Annotated in this window: 18 protein-coding genes; 14 read left to right on the top strand and 4 right to left on the bottom strand. The window is 66.8% G+C overall.

Translation table 11 applies throughout. The features are described from left to right. Positions 1-203 precede the first annotated feature (203 nt). The 4 genes from AC5P8F_RS20335 to flgA all read right to left on the bottom strand — a co-directional run bounded on the left by AC5P8F_RS20335 (position 204) and on the right by flgA (position 2,888). The gene (locus tag AC5P8F_RS20335; protein WP_014647069.1) at positions 204-1,424 is read right to left on the bottom strand and encodes an ATP-binding protein; all 1,221 of its coding nucleotides are present in this window, start codon (positions 1,422-1,424) and stop codon (positions 204-206) included. A gap of 91 nt (positions 1,425-1,515) precedes the next feature. After that, on the bottom strand, positions 1,516-1,854 hold the full coding sequence (locus tag AC5P8F_RS20330) for a FlgN family protein (RefSeq protein ID WP_014037132.1): 339 nt from the start codon (positions 1,852-1,854) through the stop codon (positions 1,516-1,518). After that, positions 1,851-2,156, bottom strand: coding sequence for a flagellar biosynthesis anti-sigma factor FlgM (gene flgM, locus AC5P8F_RS20325; RefSeq protein ID WP_014647067.1), 306 nt, complete (start codon positions 2,154-2,156; stop codon positions 1,851-1,853). The genes AC5P8F_RS20330 and flgM overlap by 4 nt, the downstream gene beginning before the upstream one ends. 75 nt (positions 2,157-2,231) lie before the next feature. Beyond that, positions 2,232-2,888, bottom strand: a complete 657-nt coding sequence (gene flgA, locus AC5P8F_RS20320; RefSeq protein WP_032961903.1) for a flagellar basal body P-ring formation chaperone FlgA — start codon at positions 2,886-2,888, stop codon at positions 2,232-2,234. 259 nt (positions 2,889-3,147) lie between these two features. Here flgA and AC5P8F_RS20315 point away from each other — a divergent pair, with 259 nt between their 5' ends. The 14 genes from AC5P8F_RS20315 to AC5P8F_RS20250 form a co-directional block, all read left to right on the top strand. Beyond that, the gene (locus tag AC5P8F_RS20315; protein WP_049439361.1) at positions 3,148-4,092 is read left to right on the top strand and encodes a chemotaxis protein; all 945 of its coding nucleotides are present in this window, start codon (positions 3,148-3,150) and stop codon (positions 4,090-4,092) included. Between the two features lie 151 nt (positions 4,093-4,243). After that, positions 4,244-4,639: a flagellar basal body rod protein FlgB gene (gene flgB, locus AC5P8F_RS20310; RefSeq protein WP_005409576.1), complete on the top strand. Its 396-nt coding sequence runs from the start codon at positions 4,244-4,246 to the stop codon at positions 4,637-4,639. Between the two features lie 3 nt (positions 4,640-4,642). After that, entirely contained in the window at positions 4,643-5,050 is a 408-nt protein-coding gene (flgC, locus tag AC5P8F_RS20305; protein WP_005416461.1) for a flagellar basal body rod protein FlgC, read from the top strand. A gap of 23 nt (positions 5,051-5,073) precedes the next feature. After that, positions 5,074-5,757: a flagellar hook assembly protein FlgD gene (locus AC5P8F_RS20300; protein WP_495228900.1), complete on the top strand. Its 684-nt coding sequence runs from the start codon at positions 5,074-5,076 to the stop codon at positions 5,755-5,757. Between the two features lie 32 nt (positions 5,758-5,789). After that, complete coding sequence (gene flgE / locus AC5P8F_RS20295) at positions 5,790-7,013, top strand: flagellar hook protein FlgE (protein ID WP_014647063.1); 1,224 nt, start codon at positions 5,790-5,792, stop codon at positions 7,011-7,013. A 32-nt stretch (positions 7,014-7,045) separates the two neighbouring features. After that, positions 7,046-7,795, top strand: a complete 750-nt coding sequence (locus tag AC5P8F_RS20290) for a flagellar basal body rod protein FlgF (protein WP_032961905.1) — start codon at positions 7,046-7,048, stop codon at positions 7,793-7,795. Positions 7,796-7,898: 103 nt separating this feature from the next. Further along, positions 7,899-8,684 carry a flagellar basal-body rod protein FlgG gene (gene flgG / locus AC5P8F_RS20285; protein WP_005409571.1) on the top strand — a complete coding sequence of 262 codons (786 nt, stop codon included), beginning with the start codon at positions 7,899-7,901 and terminating at the stop codon, positions 8,682-8,684. A 22-nt stretch (positions 8,685-8,706) separates the two neighbouring features. Beyond that, the gene (flgH, locus tag AC5P8F_RS20280; RefSeq protein ID WP_014647061.1) at positions 8,707-9,399 is read left to right on the top strand and encodes a flagellar basal body L-ring protein FlgH; all 693 of its coding nucleotides are present in this window, start codon (positions 8,707-8,709) and stop codon (positions 9,397-9,399) included. A gap of 2 nt (positions 9,400-9,401) precedes the next feature. Next, a complete protein-coding gene (locus AC5P8F_RS20275) occupies positions 9,402-10,538 on the top strand; it encodes a flagellar basal body P-ring protein FlgI (RefSeq protein WP_041863393.1) in 1,137 nt (378 codons plus the stop codon). A gap of 1 nt (position 10,539) precedes the next feature. Continuing rightward, the gene (gene flgJ / locus AC5P8F_RS20270; RefSeq protein WP_049439356.1) at positions 10,540-11,739 is read left to right on the top strand and encodes a flagellar assembly peptidoglycan hydrolase FlgJ; all 1,200 of its coding nucleotides are present in this window, start codon (positions 10,540-10,542) and stop codon (positions 11,737-11,739) included. An 8-nt stretch (positions 11,740-11,747) separates the two neighbouring features. After that, entirely contained in the window at positions 11,748-13,628 is a 1,881-nt protein-coding gene (flgK, locus tag AC5P8F_RS20265) for a flagellar hook-associated protein FlgK (RefSeq protein WP_049439354.1), read from the top strand. After that, positions 13,625-14,827, top strand: coding sequence for a flagellar hook-associated protein FlgL (gene flgL / locus AC5P8F_RS20260; RefSeq protein ID WP_014647057.1), 1,203 nt, complete (start codon positions 13,625-13,627; stop codon positions 14,825-14,827). Before flgK ends, flgL begins: the two co-directional genes overlap by 4 nt. A gap of 399 nt (positions 14,828-15,226) precedes the next feature. Continuing rightward, complete coding sequence (locus AC5P8F_RS20255; RefSeq protein WP_495228898.1) at positions 15,227-16,444, top strand: flagellin; 1,218 nt, start codon at positions 15,227-15,229, stop codon at positions 16,442-16,444. Positions 16,445-16,516: 72 nt separating this feature from the next. Next, a partial coding sequence (locus AC5P8F_RS20250; RefSeq protein ID WP_495202977.1) for a flagellin N-terminal helical domain-containing protein occupies positions 16,517-16,870 on the top strand: 354 nt, incomplete at its 3' end.

Here is a 16,870-nt window from a genome sequence, read left to right as displayed (position 1 = left end):
TCTGGGTGGCCGGGTTCAATGAGGTTGCCGGCCAGCGGCCGGCACTACCGATAGGCCCCGGTAGAGCCGGCCGCTGGCCGGCTGCTCTGGGTGGCCGGGTTCAATGAAGCTGCCGGCCAGCGGCCGGCACTACCATCGATAGGCCCCGGTAGAGCCGGCCGCTGGCCGGCTGCTCTGGGTGTCCGGTTCCACTTCGGAAGCGGTCAGCGCGGCTGCTTCACCGGCAGCACCACGCGGAAGCGCGAGCCCACGCCCGGGGTGCTGTCCAGGTCGATGCGGCCGTGATGCTTGTTGATGATGCTGTAGGAGATCGACAGGCCCAGACCGGTGCCACTGCCGACCGGCTTGGTGGTGAAGAACGGATCGAAAATGCGCTGGCGCAGTTCCGGCGAGATGCCGCCGCCGGTGTCTTCGAATTCAACCCACACGTGATCGCCATCAACGCCGGTGCGCACGGTGATCGTGCCGCGCTCGGCGATGGCATGGCCAGCGTTGAGCAACAGGTTCATGTAGACCTGGTTCAACTCCGACGGCAGGCACTCCACCAGCGGCAACTGGCCGAATTCGCGTACCAGGGTGACCTTGTACTTGAGTTCGTTCCAGATGATGTTGATGGTCGATTCCAGGCCCGCGTGCAGGTCGACCAGCTTCCACGATTCGTCGCGACCGGAATACGAGAAGTCCTTCAGGTCGCGCACGATGCGGGTAACGCGCTCGATGCCTTCGCGCGATTCCGCCATCAGCTGCGGCAGGTCGCGGCTGATGAAGTCGATGTCCAGGCGGTCACGGATGTCATCGATTTCCGGAATCAGTGCCTTCGGGTCCGGCGCGCGCAGGGCGCGCTCGTAGGCTTCGATCACGGTGAACAGGCTGCGCAGGTACTCCTGCAGGCTGCCCAGGTTGGAGTGCACGTAACCGATCGGGTTGTTGATCTCGTGCGCGACGCCGGCGGCGAGCTGGCCGATCGAGGCCATCTTCTCCGACTGCAGCAGCTTTTCCTGGGTGCCATTGAGGCGCAGGTAGGCCTGGCGCAGCTCGGCGTGGCGCTGCTGCAGTTCGCGCTCGTAGTCTTCCTGCCCTTCGATGTGGCGGAACAACGCAAGGAAATGCCCTTCGCCGACCGGACCATGGTGGTACAGGTGGGCGATGACCACGCCCTCGCCCAGCGGCAGGCTGCCATTCCAGTGGCCATGCTGGCGGGCCTGCTCCAGTGCATCAGGGGGGAGCAGCTCGCGCAGCCGCTGCGGCGGCGGCAATCCGCCGTCCGAGCCACTGGCCAGCAGGTTCTGCGCGGCCGGGTTGGCCAGGGCCACCTGCCCGTCTTCAGTGAACAGCAGCAGGCCTTCGCGCAGGCGCTCAAGCAGGGCCTGCAGCACCGGCTGCGGCGGAAGGGGGGCGGTAACCAGGGCGTTGGCAGCGGACACGGCGACTCGGGGCGTTCGAACAGGCGCCCAATATACGCGGTCATGCAGCGGGCTTCAGCCCACCGGGAGGGGGTGTGCGACCGCCGTCGCGTCAGGCGACGGCGAGTGGCCGGCCGATGCTGACCGTGTGCGACTGGCCCTTGGCATCGTAGGCCGAGGCATCTTCGGTACGGCCGAGCTGGCGCAGCGCCCAGTTCACCTCGCGGCGACGGCGCGACAGCAGCACGCCGTTGGCGCGGTTGCGCTCGGCCAGTTCCTGCAGCTGTTCGCCCTCGCCCACCGGCGGCGCGCCTTCCAGCGCACGCAGCGCTTCCAGCTTGGCGCCGGTGGCCCGGATCAGGGCGTGCACGTCGTGCTCGACCAGGGCCTGGCGCTCAACGTCCAGGGCCTGGGCGAGGCGCTGCAGCGGCTCGCTCATCGCCGCAGTCATCCGTGCAGCTGCTGGTCCAGATCGAGCATGCGCGATGCGATCGCGTCCGGATTGATCTTGTAGGTGCCGTTCTGCAGTGACTCGCGCACGGCCGCCACGCGCTGGGCGTCGATCGCCGGGGCGGTGGTCAGCTCACGCTCGATGGCCTGCAGATTGGTGGCCTCGCCGGTCAGGCGCAGGCTGTCGGCCGCCTCGACCGGGCGCGCCGCCGCATCGGTGCTGACGCCGGGCTTGCTGGCCGGGGTCGTCACGCTGCGCAGTGCCTGGGGGACCTGCAGGTTGCCGTCGATTTTCTGGCTCATGGGGTGTCCTGGAGTTGCCGTTCACAAGGGATAACGGCCGCAGGGCCGTGATCTTTAGGGATATTTTGCGGTAAATCAACGCGCCACGATTACGTCACCTGCGGCGTCGACCGTGCCCTGCACGATCCGCCGCGAGGACAGGTTCTCGACCGAGACCCGCTCGTTCTCACCGGCATCACCCATCGCACGGCCGGCAATGCGCACCTCGACCGAGCCGCGACGCGACACCAGGGCTACATTGTCTCCTCGCTTGATGAGACGCTGGACCACCAGATCGTTGTTCGACAGCAGGGCTCCGGCCTGCAACGGACGGCGGGCGATGCGGCCGATCGCTGCATTGGGATCGGACAGCACCGCGCCGGCAATCCGGGCAGCGTCACGCTGGGCAGTGGTGATATCGGCGGCCGTGAGGGTTTCTCCAGTGCCGATTCCGCGGTTGAGCACCAGCACGGTCTGGTTGCGCCGCACCTTCACCGGCACGAACAGGCGCCAGCCGCCCGCATCGGGACAGCTCACCTCCACCGTGGTGTTGGCGGTGGGCTGCACCTGCAACGCGCTGCCGCATTTCGGCAGGCGCAGCGCATCGGCCACCTGCGCCTCGCCTTCACTGCCGGCAGGCAGCGTCGACAGCGCCGCAGTGCGGATGCTGGCCACCGGCTGCCAGTCCGTGGCGCCCGCCCACGGCGCGGCCAGGGCGAGCGCGATGGCGAACAGCGATGTGACCCGGCGCATGGCGCCTCCTGTCGATGGGATCTGGCCCAGCAGCGTGCAAGGGGTGTGCCAGAGACCGGGGCCCGTTGATCGGATCCGGGATGGGGATTCGACCGGATGGGTAGAGTCGACTGCCAGTCGACTTTCGCGCGAAGCGCGGGGTTTCCCGTGATCGGATCGAAGAGCAGTCGACTGACAGTCGACTCTACAAACGCGGTGCGGGCCGCGCGGGCGGCAGAGCGCCCTCAAGTTCCGCCCCCACCACGCCGATACAGCAGCCATGTCCCATGACCTGCTCAACCGGATCGACCAGCGGACCCGACTGGCCGGCCACAACCGCCTGGCGCTGCTGCTGTTCCGCCTCGGCGGACGTCAGCTTTTTGGCGTCAATGTCTTCAAGGTGCAGGAAGTCCTGCGCCGCCCGGAGCTGTTCCAGGTGCCCGGCCTGCCCAGCCAGTTCTCCGGCGTGGCCGACGTGCGCGGCCGCTCGGTGCCGGTACTGGACCTGGGCCTGGCGATCGGCCACCCCGAGCGCGAACCGGACGCGGACACCTCGCCCGGCTACCTGGTCGTCACCGAATTCAACCGCTCGATCCAGGGCTTCCTGGTCAGTGGCGTCGAACGCATCGTCAACATCGCGGTGGAAGACATCCACCCGCCACCGGAGCTGGGCGCCGAGTCGAGCTACCTGACCGCGGTGACCCGCTTCCAGGGCGAGCTGATCCAGGTGATCGACGTTGAGAGCGTGCTGGCCGATATCGCCCAGGTGCGCGGAGAAGCGGTACTCGACCCGGCAATGGCCATGCCCGCCGACGGCCCGCAGCTGCAGGTGCTGGTGGTGGACGACTCGCGCGTGGCCCGCCAGCAGATCCGCAGCGTGCTGGACCAGCTGGGCGTGGGTGCCACCCTGCTTTCCGACGGCAAGCAGGCGCTGGACCACCTGCTGCAGGTCCACGCCTCGGGGGAAAACCCGACCGAGCGCTATGCCATGGTCATCTCGGACATCGAGATGCCGGCCATGGATGGCTACACGCTGACGACGGAAATCCGGCGCCACCCGGGCCTGGCCGGCCTGTACGTGCTGCTGCACACCTCGCTGTCGGGCGTCTTCAACAACGCCATGGTCGAGCGCGTCGGCGCCAATGCGTTCGTCGCCAAGTACTCGCCGCACGAGCTGGCCGACTTCGTGCTGGACCGCCTGCGCAAGGTGGCGCTGGCGGCGTAAGGCCCGCCGAGGGGTCGGATCCCGGAACGGGCTCCGACCCCGCATCGCAACGCGTCAACCACGGGGTCAGAGCCCCTGCGGGGATCTGACCCCCTCTCCATTTGGCACACCCCTTGCAGCTTCCCGGGCAACGTTCCCGTGGGAGTGCACCGTGCGCAACCTGATTACCGACTACCTGGGCGTCCACGCCCAGGCCATGCCGTTGCGCGAACAGCGGATGAAGCTGATCGCCAGCAACCTCGGCAATGCCGACACTCCCGGCTACAAGGCCCAGGACCTGGACTTCGATGCCGCCCTGCGCCACGCCCAGGGGCAGGATGCCAATGGCCTGATGGCCACCACCCATGAGCAGCACTACGAGATCAGTAGTGGCCTGAACCCGTTCCAGATCGCGCGCGAAGGCGTGCAGCCCAGCCTGGACGGCAACACCGTCGACCCCGATGCCGAGCGTGCCGCCTATGGCCGCGCCGCACTGGAATACCGCGCCTCGCTCAGCTTCGTCGAGAGCAAGGTGCGTTCCATGCTGACCGCGATCACGGGGCAATAAGCCATGAGCAACCTGCCGATCTTCGACATCGCCGGCTCCGCGCTGCAGGCGCAGTCGGTGCGCATGAGCACCATCGCCTCCAACCTCTCCAATGCCGACACCGTCGCCGGTTCCGCCGACGCCGTGTACAAGCCGCTGGAACCGATCTTCCAGGCCGTCACCAGCAAGAACGATCCCAACATCACCTCGGTGAAGGTGAAGGAGATCACCCAGAGCGAGGCCGCGCCGATCAAGCGCTACGAGCCGGGCCACCCGCTGGCCGACGCCGATGGCTACATCTACCAGCCCGATGTCGATCCGGTGGCGCAGATGGTCAACCTGATCTCGACCTCGCGCAATTACCAGGCCGGCGTGGAGATGTTGACCACCGCCAAGGAACTGGCCCTGGCCACCCTGACCATGGGCCGCTGAGGCCCGCAGCACCGGATACCGCCATGACCACCGCCGTCAACAACCAGACCAGCCAGGACGTCTATTCCGCGCTGGGCCTGAACGCCCCCAACAGCAACGCCACGAAAAAGAAGAACACGCTGGATCAGGCCGACTTCCTGCGCCTGATGACCGAGCAGCTGCAGCACCAGGATCCGCTGAAGCCGATGGACAACACGCAGATGGTCGCGCAGATGGCGCAGATGTCCACCGTGCAGGGCATCACCGATCTGAACAAGACGGTGAAGGGCTTCCAGGAGTCGATGGCCAGCGACCAGGTGCTGCGTGGCGCTGCGCTGGTCGGCCACCAGGTGCTGGTGCCGTCGGAAAAGCTGGTGCTGGAGAAGGAAGGCAATGTCGAAGGCACGGTGGCTGCACCGTCGGCCGGCATCATCACCGTGGACATCACCGATGCCAACGGCGCCAAGGTCACCTCGCTGAGCGTGGAAGCCAAGGCTGCCGGCGAAACCGCCTTCCAGTGGGACGGCAAGGATGCCAACGGCAAGCGCATGGAGCCGGGCAAGTACTCCACCGTTGCCAGCCATGTCGACACCGCCGGCAAGAGCACCAAGCTGTCCACCTACGTACAGGCGCCGGTGGAGAGCGTGACCGTTGGTTCCGACGGCCTGTACCTGAACCTCAAGGGCCTGGGCACGGCCCCGATCGACTACGTGCTCCGCGTCAGCTGAGCCGCACCTTCCGCATCAACCAGGAGCATCCCATGGGCTTCAATGTCTCGCTGTCCGGCATCAACGCCGCCAACACCGACCTGAGCGTCACCGCCAACAACGTCGCCAACGTCAACACTACCGGCTTCAAGCAGTCACGCGCGGAGTTCGCCGACCTGTTCGCTTCGACCAGCTACGGCCTGTCGAAGAACCAGACCGGCTCGGGCGTGCGCGTTTCCAACGTCGCCCAGCAGTTCATCCAGGGCCATAACGAGCAGACCGGGCGCAGCCTGGACATGGCCATTTCCGGTGAAGGCTTCTTCACCATGAACATGAATGGTTCGCGCGTGTACTCGCGCGCCGGCAACTTCCAGACCGACTCGGCCGGCTACGTGGTCAACCCGCAGGGTGCGCGCCTGCAGGTGTTCGCGCCGAATGCCGATGGCACCAACTTCGATGCAGGCCGCCTGGTCGACCTGCAGCTGCTGACCACCGACAGCCCGCCGAAGCAGACCAGCGAAGTGAAGGTTGGCTTCACCCTGCCGGCCAACGCCAAGCAACCGACGGTGGCGACCTTCGACCCGGCCGATTCGAACAGCTACAACCACTCCAGCGGTGGCATCACCGTGTACGACTCGCTGGGCGTGAGCCACATCCAGGTCTCGTACTTCGTCAAGGGCGCCAACCCCAACGAATGGACCGTGCGCAATTACGTCGATGGCCAGCCGGCCGGCGCACCGACCCCGGTCACCTTCGACAACAGCGGCAAGCTGGTCGCACCTGCCAACGGCAAGGTCAGCCTCGGCACCTTCACCCCGACCACCGGTGCCGGCCAGTTGAACATGACGCTGGACATCAGCGGCTCCACCCAGTACGGCGAGAAGTTCGCCCTGCGCAATACCCAGCAGGACGGCTATGCCGCCGGCAAGCTCAACGAAGTGACCGTGTCCGAATCCGGCGTGGTTTACGCCCGCTATTCCAACGGCGACGACAAGCCGCTGGGCCAGGTCGCCCTGACCACCTTCAACAACACGCAGGGCCTGGAATCGAAGGGCAACAACCTGTGGGTGGAGACCTTCGAATCGGGCACGCCGCGCACCGGCATGCCGGACACCTCCAACCTCGGCAAGATCCAGGCCGGCTCGCTGGAAGCGTCCACCGTCGATCTCACCGAGCAGCTGGTCAACATGATCACCGCGCAGCGCAACTTCCAGGCCAACGCGCAGATGATCACCACGCAGGACCAGATCACCCAGACCGTCATCAACATCCGTTGATGAGCTGCTGACCCTGTCACGGAACTCCCCGCATGGATAAAGCTCTTTACGTGGCGATGACCGGTGCCCGCGCCTCCCTGCAGGCGCAGGGAACGCTCAGCCACAACCTCGCCAACTCGGACACCCCTGGCTTCAAGGAAGCGCTGGCCAACACCGAAGCGTTCCCGATCAAGGGCCCGGGCTTTGCCTCGCGGGTGGATGCGCTGCACGTCGACGCCGGCTTCAACCGTACGCCCGGCTCGCAGCACATCACCGGCAAGCCGCTGGATCTGTCCCTGCAGACCGGCACCTGGCTGGCCGTGCAGTCCAGCGACGGCAGTGAGGCGTACACGCGCGGCGCTGCATTGTCGGTCACCCCGAACGGCCAGCTGGTGACCTCCAGCGGCCGTCCGGTACTGGATGACAACAACAACCCGATCGCCATTCCGCCCTACCAGGCGATGGAAATCGGTGCCGACGGCACGCTCTCGATCATCCCGCAGGGCGAAGGCCCGCAGACCATGGCGCAGATCGGCCGGATCAAGGTGGTACAGGCGCCGGACGAGCGCCTCGAGCGTGGCCTGGATGGCCTGTTCCGCAACACCGACCCACTGCAGCCGTTCGCACCGGCACAGGGCACGGCCGTGCACAGCGGCCAGCTGGAAGGCAGCAACGTCGATGCCGCCGGTGCACTGGTGCAGATGATCCAGCTGCAGCGCCAGTACGAAATGCAGGTGCAGGTGATCAAGCACGGCGACGACAACGCGCGCAGTGCCAACAGCCTGCTGCGCCTGGGCAGCTGACGGAATTCCGGCGCCGCCCGGGCGCGGCGCTGGCACACCGCTTGCACACCCGTTACCAGGGGCCGCATCGCGCGGCCGGCTTTACCCAGACAGGACACCGAAGATGAACCAGGCATTGTGGATCGCGAAAACCGGACTGGATGCGCAGCAGATGCGCATGTCGGTGGTTTCCAACAACCTCGCCAACACCAACACCACCGGCTTCAAGCAGGACCGTGCCAGCTTCGAGGACCTGCTGTACCAGCAGGTGCGCCAGCCCGGCGGCTCTTCGTCGGCGCAGACCCAGCTGCCGACCGGCCTGCAGCTGGGTACCGGTGTACGCGTGGTCGCCACCGCCAAGAATTTCGAGCAGGGTGGCCAGCAGCAGACCGGCCGTGCGCTGGACGTGATGGTCAACGGCCGCGGCTTCTTCGAAGTGCAGATGCCCGACGGCAGCTCGGCCTACACCCGTGATGGCTCGTTCAAGATCAACCAGGACAGCGAGCTGGTCACCAACAGCGGCTACCCGGTGCAGCCGGGCATCCAGATTCCCGAGGGCGCGCAGTCGGTGACCATCGGTACCGACGGCACCATCAGCGTGAAGATGGCCGACGGCGCGGCGTCAGTGGAAGTGGGTGCGCTGACCCTGACCGACTTCGTCAATCCGGCCGGCCTGCAGGCACGCGGCGAGAACCTGTTCCTGGAAACCACCGCTTCCGGTCCGGCACAGAACGGCAATCCCGGGCTCAACGGCCTCGGCACCGTGGTGCAGGGCGCGCTGGAAGGCAGCAACGTCAATGTGGTCGAAGAGCTGGTGTCGATGATCGAAACCCAGCGCGCCTACGAAATGAACGCCAAGGCAATCTCCACCACCGATTCGATGCTCGGCTATCTCAACAACAAGCTCTGACCGGCCCAACCGGGAAACCGCCATGTCGCCCATTTCCAGATTCACCCGCACTGCCCTCGCCTGCGCCGTGGTCGCCCTGCTCGGTGGCTGCGTGATCGCCGGCGACGTGCGCCCCTACGCGGCGATGGCACCGATCCAGCCGATCATGCCGCCGCAGGCCGCGCCGACCGCCGGTGCGATCTACGCTGCCGGCCCGACCCTGCAGCTGTACTCGGACCGCCGCGCACGCGATGTCGGCGACCTGCTGACCATCACCCTGCTGGAAAACACCACCGCGCAGACCAGCGCCAACACGGCCACCAACAAGGAATCCAACCTGAGCCTGGGCACGCCGTCCATCCTCGGTGCGCCGGTCACCCTGGGCGGCAAGGACATCCTCAGTGCGACGGCCAAGGGCGCGCGTGACTTCACCGGCAAGGGCAACAGCGCGCAGAGCAACCGCCTGCAGGGCAGTGTCACCGTCACGGTGATCCAGCGCCTGCCCAATGGCAACCTGGTGGTACAGGGGCAGAAGAACCTGCGACTGAACCAGGGTGATGAACTGGTGCAGGTGCAGGGCATCGTGCGTCCGGGCGACATCAGCCAGGACAACACCATTCCTTCCAGCCGCGTGGCCGAAGCCCGCATCGTCTACGGCGGCCGCGGCCCGGTCGCGCAGTCCAACGCGATGGGCTGGCTGAGCCGCTTCTTCAATTCCGGCCTGACGCCGTTCTGAGTATGGCCATGAAACTCCTCCCCTCTTCTTCCTGGCAGCGCCGCGTGGCGTCGTTCGTCGCGCTGATGCTGCTGGTCGTGGCAGCCCCGGCCAGCGCCGAGCGCATCAAGGACCTGGCCCAGGTCGGCGGCGTGCGTGGTAACGCCCTGGTGGGCTACGGCCTGGTGGTCGGCCTGGATGGCAGCGGCGACCGCACCAGCCAGGCGCCCTTCACCGTGCAGAGCCTGAAGAACCTGCTCGGCGAGCTGGGCGTAAACGTACCGGCCAACGTCAATCCGCAGCTGAAGAATGTTGCGGCCGTCGCGATCCATGCCGAGCTGCCGCCGTTCGCCAAGCCGGGCCAGCCGATCGACATCACCGTGTCGTCGATCGGCAACGCCGTCTCGCTGCGCGGCGGCTCGCTGCTGATGGCCCCGCTGCGCGGCGCCGACGGCCAGATCTATGCGATCGCGCAGGGCAACCTGATCGTCGGCGGCTTTGGTGCGCAGGGCAAGGATGGTTCGCGGGTTTCGGTGAACGTACCGAGCGTGGGCCGCATTCCCAATGGCGCCACGGTCGAGCGTGCCCTGCCCGACCCGCTGGCCAATGGCGGCGACATCACGCTGAATCTGCACAACAACGATTTCACCACCGTTTCGCGCATGGTCGCCGCACTCAACAACGCGTTCGGCGAAGGCGCCGCGCGTGCGGTCGACGGCGTGACCGTGGCCGTGACTGCGCCGACCGATCCGGGCGCACGCATCGGCCTGCTGGCCCGCATCGAGAACCTGGAGCTGACCCCGGGCAGCGCCCCGGCCAAGGTCGTGGTCAATTCCCGCACCGGCACCGTGGTCATCGGCCAGCAGGTGCGGGTCGGCCCTGCCGCGATCTCGCATGGTTCGCTGACGGTGACGATCCAGGAGAACACCAACGTCAGCCAGCCCAATGCCCTGTCCGGTGGCCGTACCGTGGCCAGCCCACAGTCGACCATCACCGCCACCAACGACGGCAGCCGCATGTTCAAGTTCAGCGGCGGCACCACCCTGGACGAGATCGTGCACGCGGTGAACGCCGTGGGCGCGGCGCCGGGCGACCTGATCGCGATCCTGGAAGCCCTGAAGCAGGCCGGCGCATTGAGTGCCGAGCTCGAGGTGATCTGACATGCGCATCAATCCCGCATTCGACCTGCACCCGGCGCAGCAGAACGACCCGGCGAAGATCGACAAGGTCGCACGCCAGCTGGAAGGCCAGTTCGCACAGATGCTGGTCAAGAGCATGCGTGATGCCAGTTTCGGCGACTCGCTGTTTCCCGGCGAGAACAAGATGTTCCGCGACATGTACGACCAGAAGATCGCCGAGGCGATGACCCGCGGCAAGGGGCTGGGCCTGTCCGGCATGATCAGCCGCCAGCTGTCCGGCCAGGCCGCCGACGGCCCGGCGCTGGATACCCGCGTGGCTCCGGCCAAGGCCAGCCGCGCCTACCAGCTCAACGCGCCGGACAAGCCGGCACCGTCGCTGCCGTTGGAAGATGGCAGCCAGGCCGTGCGCATGCTGCAGCAGATGGCGGCCGGCGCACAGCACGGCGCGCAGGCCGCGCTGGCACCGATGGAACAGGCACTGGACCTGATCGCCGGTCGCGAAAGCAGCAGCCTGCACCGCTCGCTGGGCACCGAGGATCCGTACATCGGCAACCTGCAGGGCGAGGACTGGTCCACCAACAACGACCAGTGGTCGGCGACGGCCAGTAACCGCGGTACGGCCATGAGCCAAGCCGATGCGATGGCTACCCGCACCGCCGTGGCCCAGCTGGGGCCGCACACGCCGGAAGGTTTCGTCGCCAGCATCTGGCAGCACGCGCAGAGCGCGGCCAGGGAACTGGGCGTGGATGCCCGTGCGCTGGTCGCCCAGGCCGCGTTGGAAACCGGCTGGGGCAAGCGCCACATCCGCCAGTCCGACGGCAGTACCTCGCACAATCTGTTCGGCATCAAGGCCACCGGCTGGAGCGGCCAGCGCGTTGAAGCCGGCACCCACGAATACGTGGATGGCGTACGCCGCAACGAAACCGCCAGCTTCCGCGCCTACAGCTCGCCGGCCGAAAGCTTCGCCGACTACGTGCGCCTGCTGAAGACCAGCCCGCGCTACCAGCAGGCCCTGCAGGCCGGCACCGACGTGCAGGGCTTCGCCCGTGGCCTGCAGCGCGCCGGCTATGCCACCGACCCGCGCTATGCGGCCAAGATCGCCGCGATCGCCGGCGGCCCGACCATCGAGCGTGCCGTAGCGGCCGTGACCGACGCCGGCGCGCGCCTTGGCCAGACCTTCGCCAGCACCGCGACCGCGGCGCTGGGTATCACCCGTCGTTGAGGAACCCCATGTCCAGCGTACTTTCCACCGGTACCGGTGCCCTGCTCGCCTTCCAGCGTGCGTTGGCGACCACCAGCCACAACGTGGCCAACCTCAATACGCCCGGCTACAGCCGGCAGAAGGTCAACTTCGCAACCGCCGACCCGCAGAACTACGGCTATGGCACGGTCGGCAACGGCACCCGGATCACTGACATCCGCCGCACTGCCGACCAGCTGGCGATCTCGCGCCTGCTCGACAGCAGCGGTGAACTGGCGCGCCTGAAACAGCTTTCGGGCATGGCCGACCGGGTCAACGCGCTGTTCTCCGATGCGGCCACCAATGTGGCCGGCGTCTGGTCGAACTTCTTCGATTCGGTCAGTGGCCTGTCGTCCAACGCGGCCGGCACCGCCGACCGCCAGAACATGCTCGACGGCGGCAAGGCGTTGGCCAACCGCTTCGTGCAGCTCAACACGCACTTGAACAACCTCAACAGCGAGGTCAACAACGGCCTGCTGGCCGGTGCCACCGAGGTCAACCGCCTGGCGCAGGAAATCGCGCAGATCAACGGCGCCATCGGCACCAACGTCGCCACCGCGGCGCCCGATCTGCTCGACCGCCGCGACCAGCTGATCACCCAGCTGATCGGCTACACCGGTGGCACGGCGGTGATCCAGGACGGCGGCATCATGAATGTCTACACCGCCGGCGGCAACGCGCTGGTGGTGGGTACCACGGCGACCAAGGTCACCACCGTGGCCGACCCGTACCAGCCCGAACGCCTGCAGTTGGCGCTGGAGACCCAGGGCAACACCATCCGCCTCGACCCGAAGGCGGTCGGCGGCCAGATCGGTGGCCTGCTGGAATTCCGCGACACCGTGCTGACCCCTGCCCAGGCTGAACTGGGCAAGCTGGCGGTGGGCCTGGCCGAGAGCTTCAACCAGGCGCACCACCAGGGCGTGGACCTGTATGGCCAGCTGGGCGGGGACTTCTTCACCATCGGCAACCCGCGCGTCACCGGCAACAACAGCAATACCGGCACCGCCAGCCTCAGCGCAACCTACGGCGACCTGGGCAAGCTGGACGCGCAGAACGTGGTGCTGCAGTTCGATGGCACCAACTGGAAGGCCAGCCGCGCCGACACCGGCGCCAGCATCCCGCTGACCGGCACCGGCACCGCCGCCGATCCGCTGGTGATCAACGGCGTCAAGCTGGTCGTCGGCGGTACGCCGGCTGCAAATGACCGCTTCCTGCTGCAGCCGACCGCGGGCGTGGCCGGCAGCATGGAAGTGGCAATCACCGATCCGTCGCGCATCGCCGCCGCCGCAGCGGTGAAGGGCGCGGCCGCCACCGCCAACACCGGTACCGGCAAGCTGAGCGGTGTCACCGTCACCGATTCGACCAACGCCAACCTGCGCAATCCGTCGGCGATCGTGTTCACCTCGGCCACCACCTACACCATCGACGGTGGGCCGCCGCAGACCTACACGCCCGGCCAGACCATCAGCGCCAACGGCTGGAGCTTCGTGCTGGACGGTGCACCGAAGGTGGGCGATACCTTCAACATCACCCCGACCCCGGCCGGTTCGTCGGACAACAGCAACGCGTCGAAGCTGGCCAAGGTGGAAAGCGCGAAGGCGTTCAACGCCGGAACGGTGACACTGAACGGCGCGCTGGGTGGCCTGACCACCCAGGTCGGCGCCGCCGCCCGCTCGGCCGAGTACTCGCTCGACGCGCAGCTGGTGATCAATGACAAGGCGCAGGAAGCCCGCGACGAAGTCTCCGGCGTGAACCTGGACGAGGAAGCGGCGGACATGCTGCGCCTGCAGCAGGCCTACCAGGCCGCCTCGCAGCTGATCTCGACCGCCGACAGCATGTTCCAGACCATCCTGGGAGCCGTCCGCCGATGAGCAGCCGCATCTCCACCAGCATGATGTTCAACCAGTCGGTGTCGCTGATGATGGCCAAGCAGGCCAAGCTCAGCCACCTGGAGCAGCAGATCGCCACCGGCAGCAAGATCGTCAGCGCCAAGGACGATCCGGTTGCCGCCGGCACCGCGGTCGGCCTTGACCGCAGCCTGGCTGCACTGGACCGCATGAAGCTCAATGCCGGCAACGTGCAGAACCGCCTGGGCGTGCAGGAAAACACCCTGGCACAGGTCAACGACCTGATGGCACGCGTCAACGATCTGACCATCCAGGCCAGCAATCCGGCGCTGAGCGCGGCGGACAAGAAGACGCTGATCACCGAGGTCAACCAGATACGCGACGGCCTGCTGTCGCTGGCCAACGCCGATGATGGCACCGGCCGCTACGTGTTCGGTGGCACCAACGACGGCGACCCGCCGTTTGCCAAGATCAACGGCAAAGTGGTCTACCGTGGCGACCAGACCCAGCGCCAGGTTGAAGTCGGTCCGGATACCTACGTGAAGGACGCGCTGCCCGGCAGCGAGATCTTCATGCGCATTCCCACCGGCGATGGCTTCGTCGACGGCAGCGCCGCGGCCGGCAACACCGGCAACGGCGTGCTGACCAACATCACCCGCGACGGCAGCGACAGCTGGAACGGCCAGGGCTTCAGCGTGCGCTTCACCACTGGCAACCAGTACGAGGTGGTGGATGGTGCGGGCAACGTGACCGGAACCGGCACCTACAAGGCCGGCGACGATCTGGAAGTGAACGGTGTGCGCCTGCGCATCACCGGCGCACCGGCGGCGGGTGACAGCTTCAGCGTACAGGCCGCCAGCAGCCGCGACATCTTCTCCACCATGGACAACCTGGTGGCGGCGCTGGGTGCCGACACCGGTACCACCGCGCAGATGACTGCGCAGCAGAACCAGCTGCAGAGCGCACTGCGCGACGTGGCGCGCGCTTCCGAGCGGATGATCGATTCGCGTGCCGCAGGCGGTGCGCAGTTGAAGGCGCTGGACAATGCCGCCGACATGCGCGAGGCCAATGGCGTGACCCTGAAGACCACGCTGTCGCAGATGCGCGACCTGGATTACGCCGATGCGCTGAGCCAGTACCAGCTGCAGAGCACCGCGCTGCAGGCGGCGCAGACGATCTTCTCGCAGATGCAGTCGATGTCGCTGTTCAACAAGCTGCGCTGACGCGCCGCCCGAGTCAGTCCCGAAAGGCCGCGATGCCCTGCATCGCGGCCTTTTTCGTTTGCGCGCCTGCCCGCCGCTGCGCGGCCACCTGGCCGTCGCTGGACGATTTTCCGTGATTCTCCATCAAGCCCGGCCCGACCCCGCCGATACCTTCATCAGCGCTGGTCAGGCCCTGCCCGACCGCCCCTCCCGGGGCCGCTTCCACCCTGGCAACAGGGCTGAAAACCCCGGGAAAACAGCTTCAGGCAACGAATTCTGGCTTCAATGGAATTCACGGCTAAAGGTTGTTGACAAAGCGCCGTTATTCATTTGGCAACGGCGAAGCACACAGCCACACAAAAAAACAGGCGGCGCTTCGTTTCATTCACCAACGGGTTCCATATAAGAGGAGACGACCCCATGGCACAGGTAATCAACACCAATACGATGTCGCTCAACGCTCAGCGCAACCTGAGCACCAGCGGCAGCTCGCTCGCCACCACCATCCAGCGCCTCTCGTCCGGCCTGCGCATCAACAGCGCGAAGGACGACGCGGCCGGCCTGGCCATCAGCGAGCGCTTCACCACCCAGATCCGCGGTCTGGACGTGGCCATCCGCAACGCCAACGACGGCATCTCGCTGGCCCAGGTCGCCGAAGGTTCGCTGAACGAAGTCGGCAACAACCTGCAGCGCATCCGCGAACTGGGTGTGCAGGCTTCCAATGCCACCAATTCGGCCAGCGACCGCAAGGCCCTGCAGGCTGAAGTGACCCAGCTGGTCAGCGAGATCGACCGCGTCGCCAAGCAGGCCGACTTCAACGGCACCAAGCTGCTGGACGGCAGCTTCACCAGCCAGCTGTTCCAGGTGGGCGCCAACGCCGGCCAGGCCATCGCCATCAACAGCGTGGTCAACGCCAAGGCCGATTCGCTGGGCGCGGCCACCTTCGCCAACGGTTATACCGGCACCGCACTGGCGGTGGACAAGGCGACGGCCGACACCACCTACTCCGGCCTGCAGGTCTCGGTCACCCCGCCGGGCGGCACCGCCACCACGGTCACCATCAGCGACTTCACGGTGAAGGCCGGCGAATCGATCACCTCGGCCACCGCCGCGGCGATCAACAACAAGCTGGGCGAAACCGGCGTGGTTGCCTCGGTCAATGCCGGCGTCGTCAGCCTGGCCTCGGTCAAGGATGGCCAGACCTTCGCGCTGGGTTTCAGCGCGGCGACTCCGCCGGCCGGCGCCACCGCCGCGACCCTCGCCGGCCTGGGCCTGACCGAGACCAGCACCAACGGCGGCACCCTGACCGGTGCAGCGGCCAGCTTCGTCAAGGACCTGAACGTCACTACCGCCGAAGGCGCACAGAAGGCGATGTCGATCGTCGACAAGGCCCTGGAATCGGTCAACAGCGTCCGCGCCGACCTCGGCGCGATCCAGAACCGCTTCACCTCGGTGGTGGCCAACCTGCAGACCTCCTCGGAGAACCTGTCCGCGTCGCGCAGCCGCATCCGCGATACCGACTTCGCCAAGGAAACCGCCGAACTGACCCGCACCCAGATCCTGCAGCAGGCCGGTACGGCCATGCTGGCCCAAGCCAACCAGGTACCGCAGAACGTGCTCAGCCTGTTGCAGCGCTGACATGAGCCGCCCCCGGGGCACGTCGGGGGCGTCTAACCCAACTCACGTGCAACCGCTCAAGGACCTCTCCTCATGGCACAAGTCATCAACACCAATACGATGTCGTTGAATGCTCAGCGTAACCTGAGCACCAGCGGCAGCTCGCTGGCTACCACCATCCAGCGCCTGTCCTCCGGTTCGCGCATCAACAGCGCCAAGGACGACGCCGCCGGCCTGGCGATCTCCGAGCGCTTCGGCACCCAGATCCGCGGTACCGACGTCGCCATCCGCAATGCCAACGACGGTATCTCGCTGGCCCAGGTCGCCGAAGGTTCGCTGACCGAAATCGGCAACAACCTGCAGCGCGTCCGCGAGCTGTCGGTGCAGGCCTCCAACGCCACCAACTCGGCCAGCGACCGCAAGGCGCTGCAGGCCGAAGTGACCCAG

This window comes from Stenotrophomonas sp. YJH_SMC_69, from assembly GCF_059370495.1.
The sequence above is the reverse complement of the archived record's forward strand: the minus strand, read 5'-3'. Positions and strand labels throughout refer to the sequence as shown.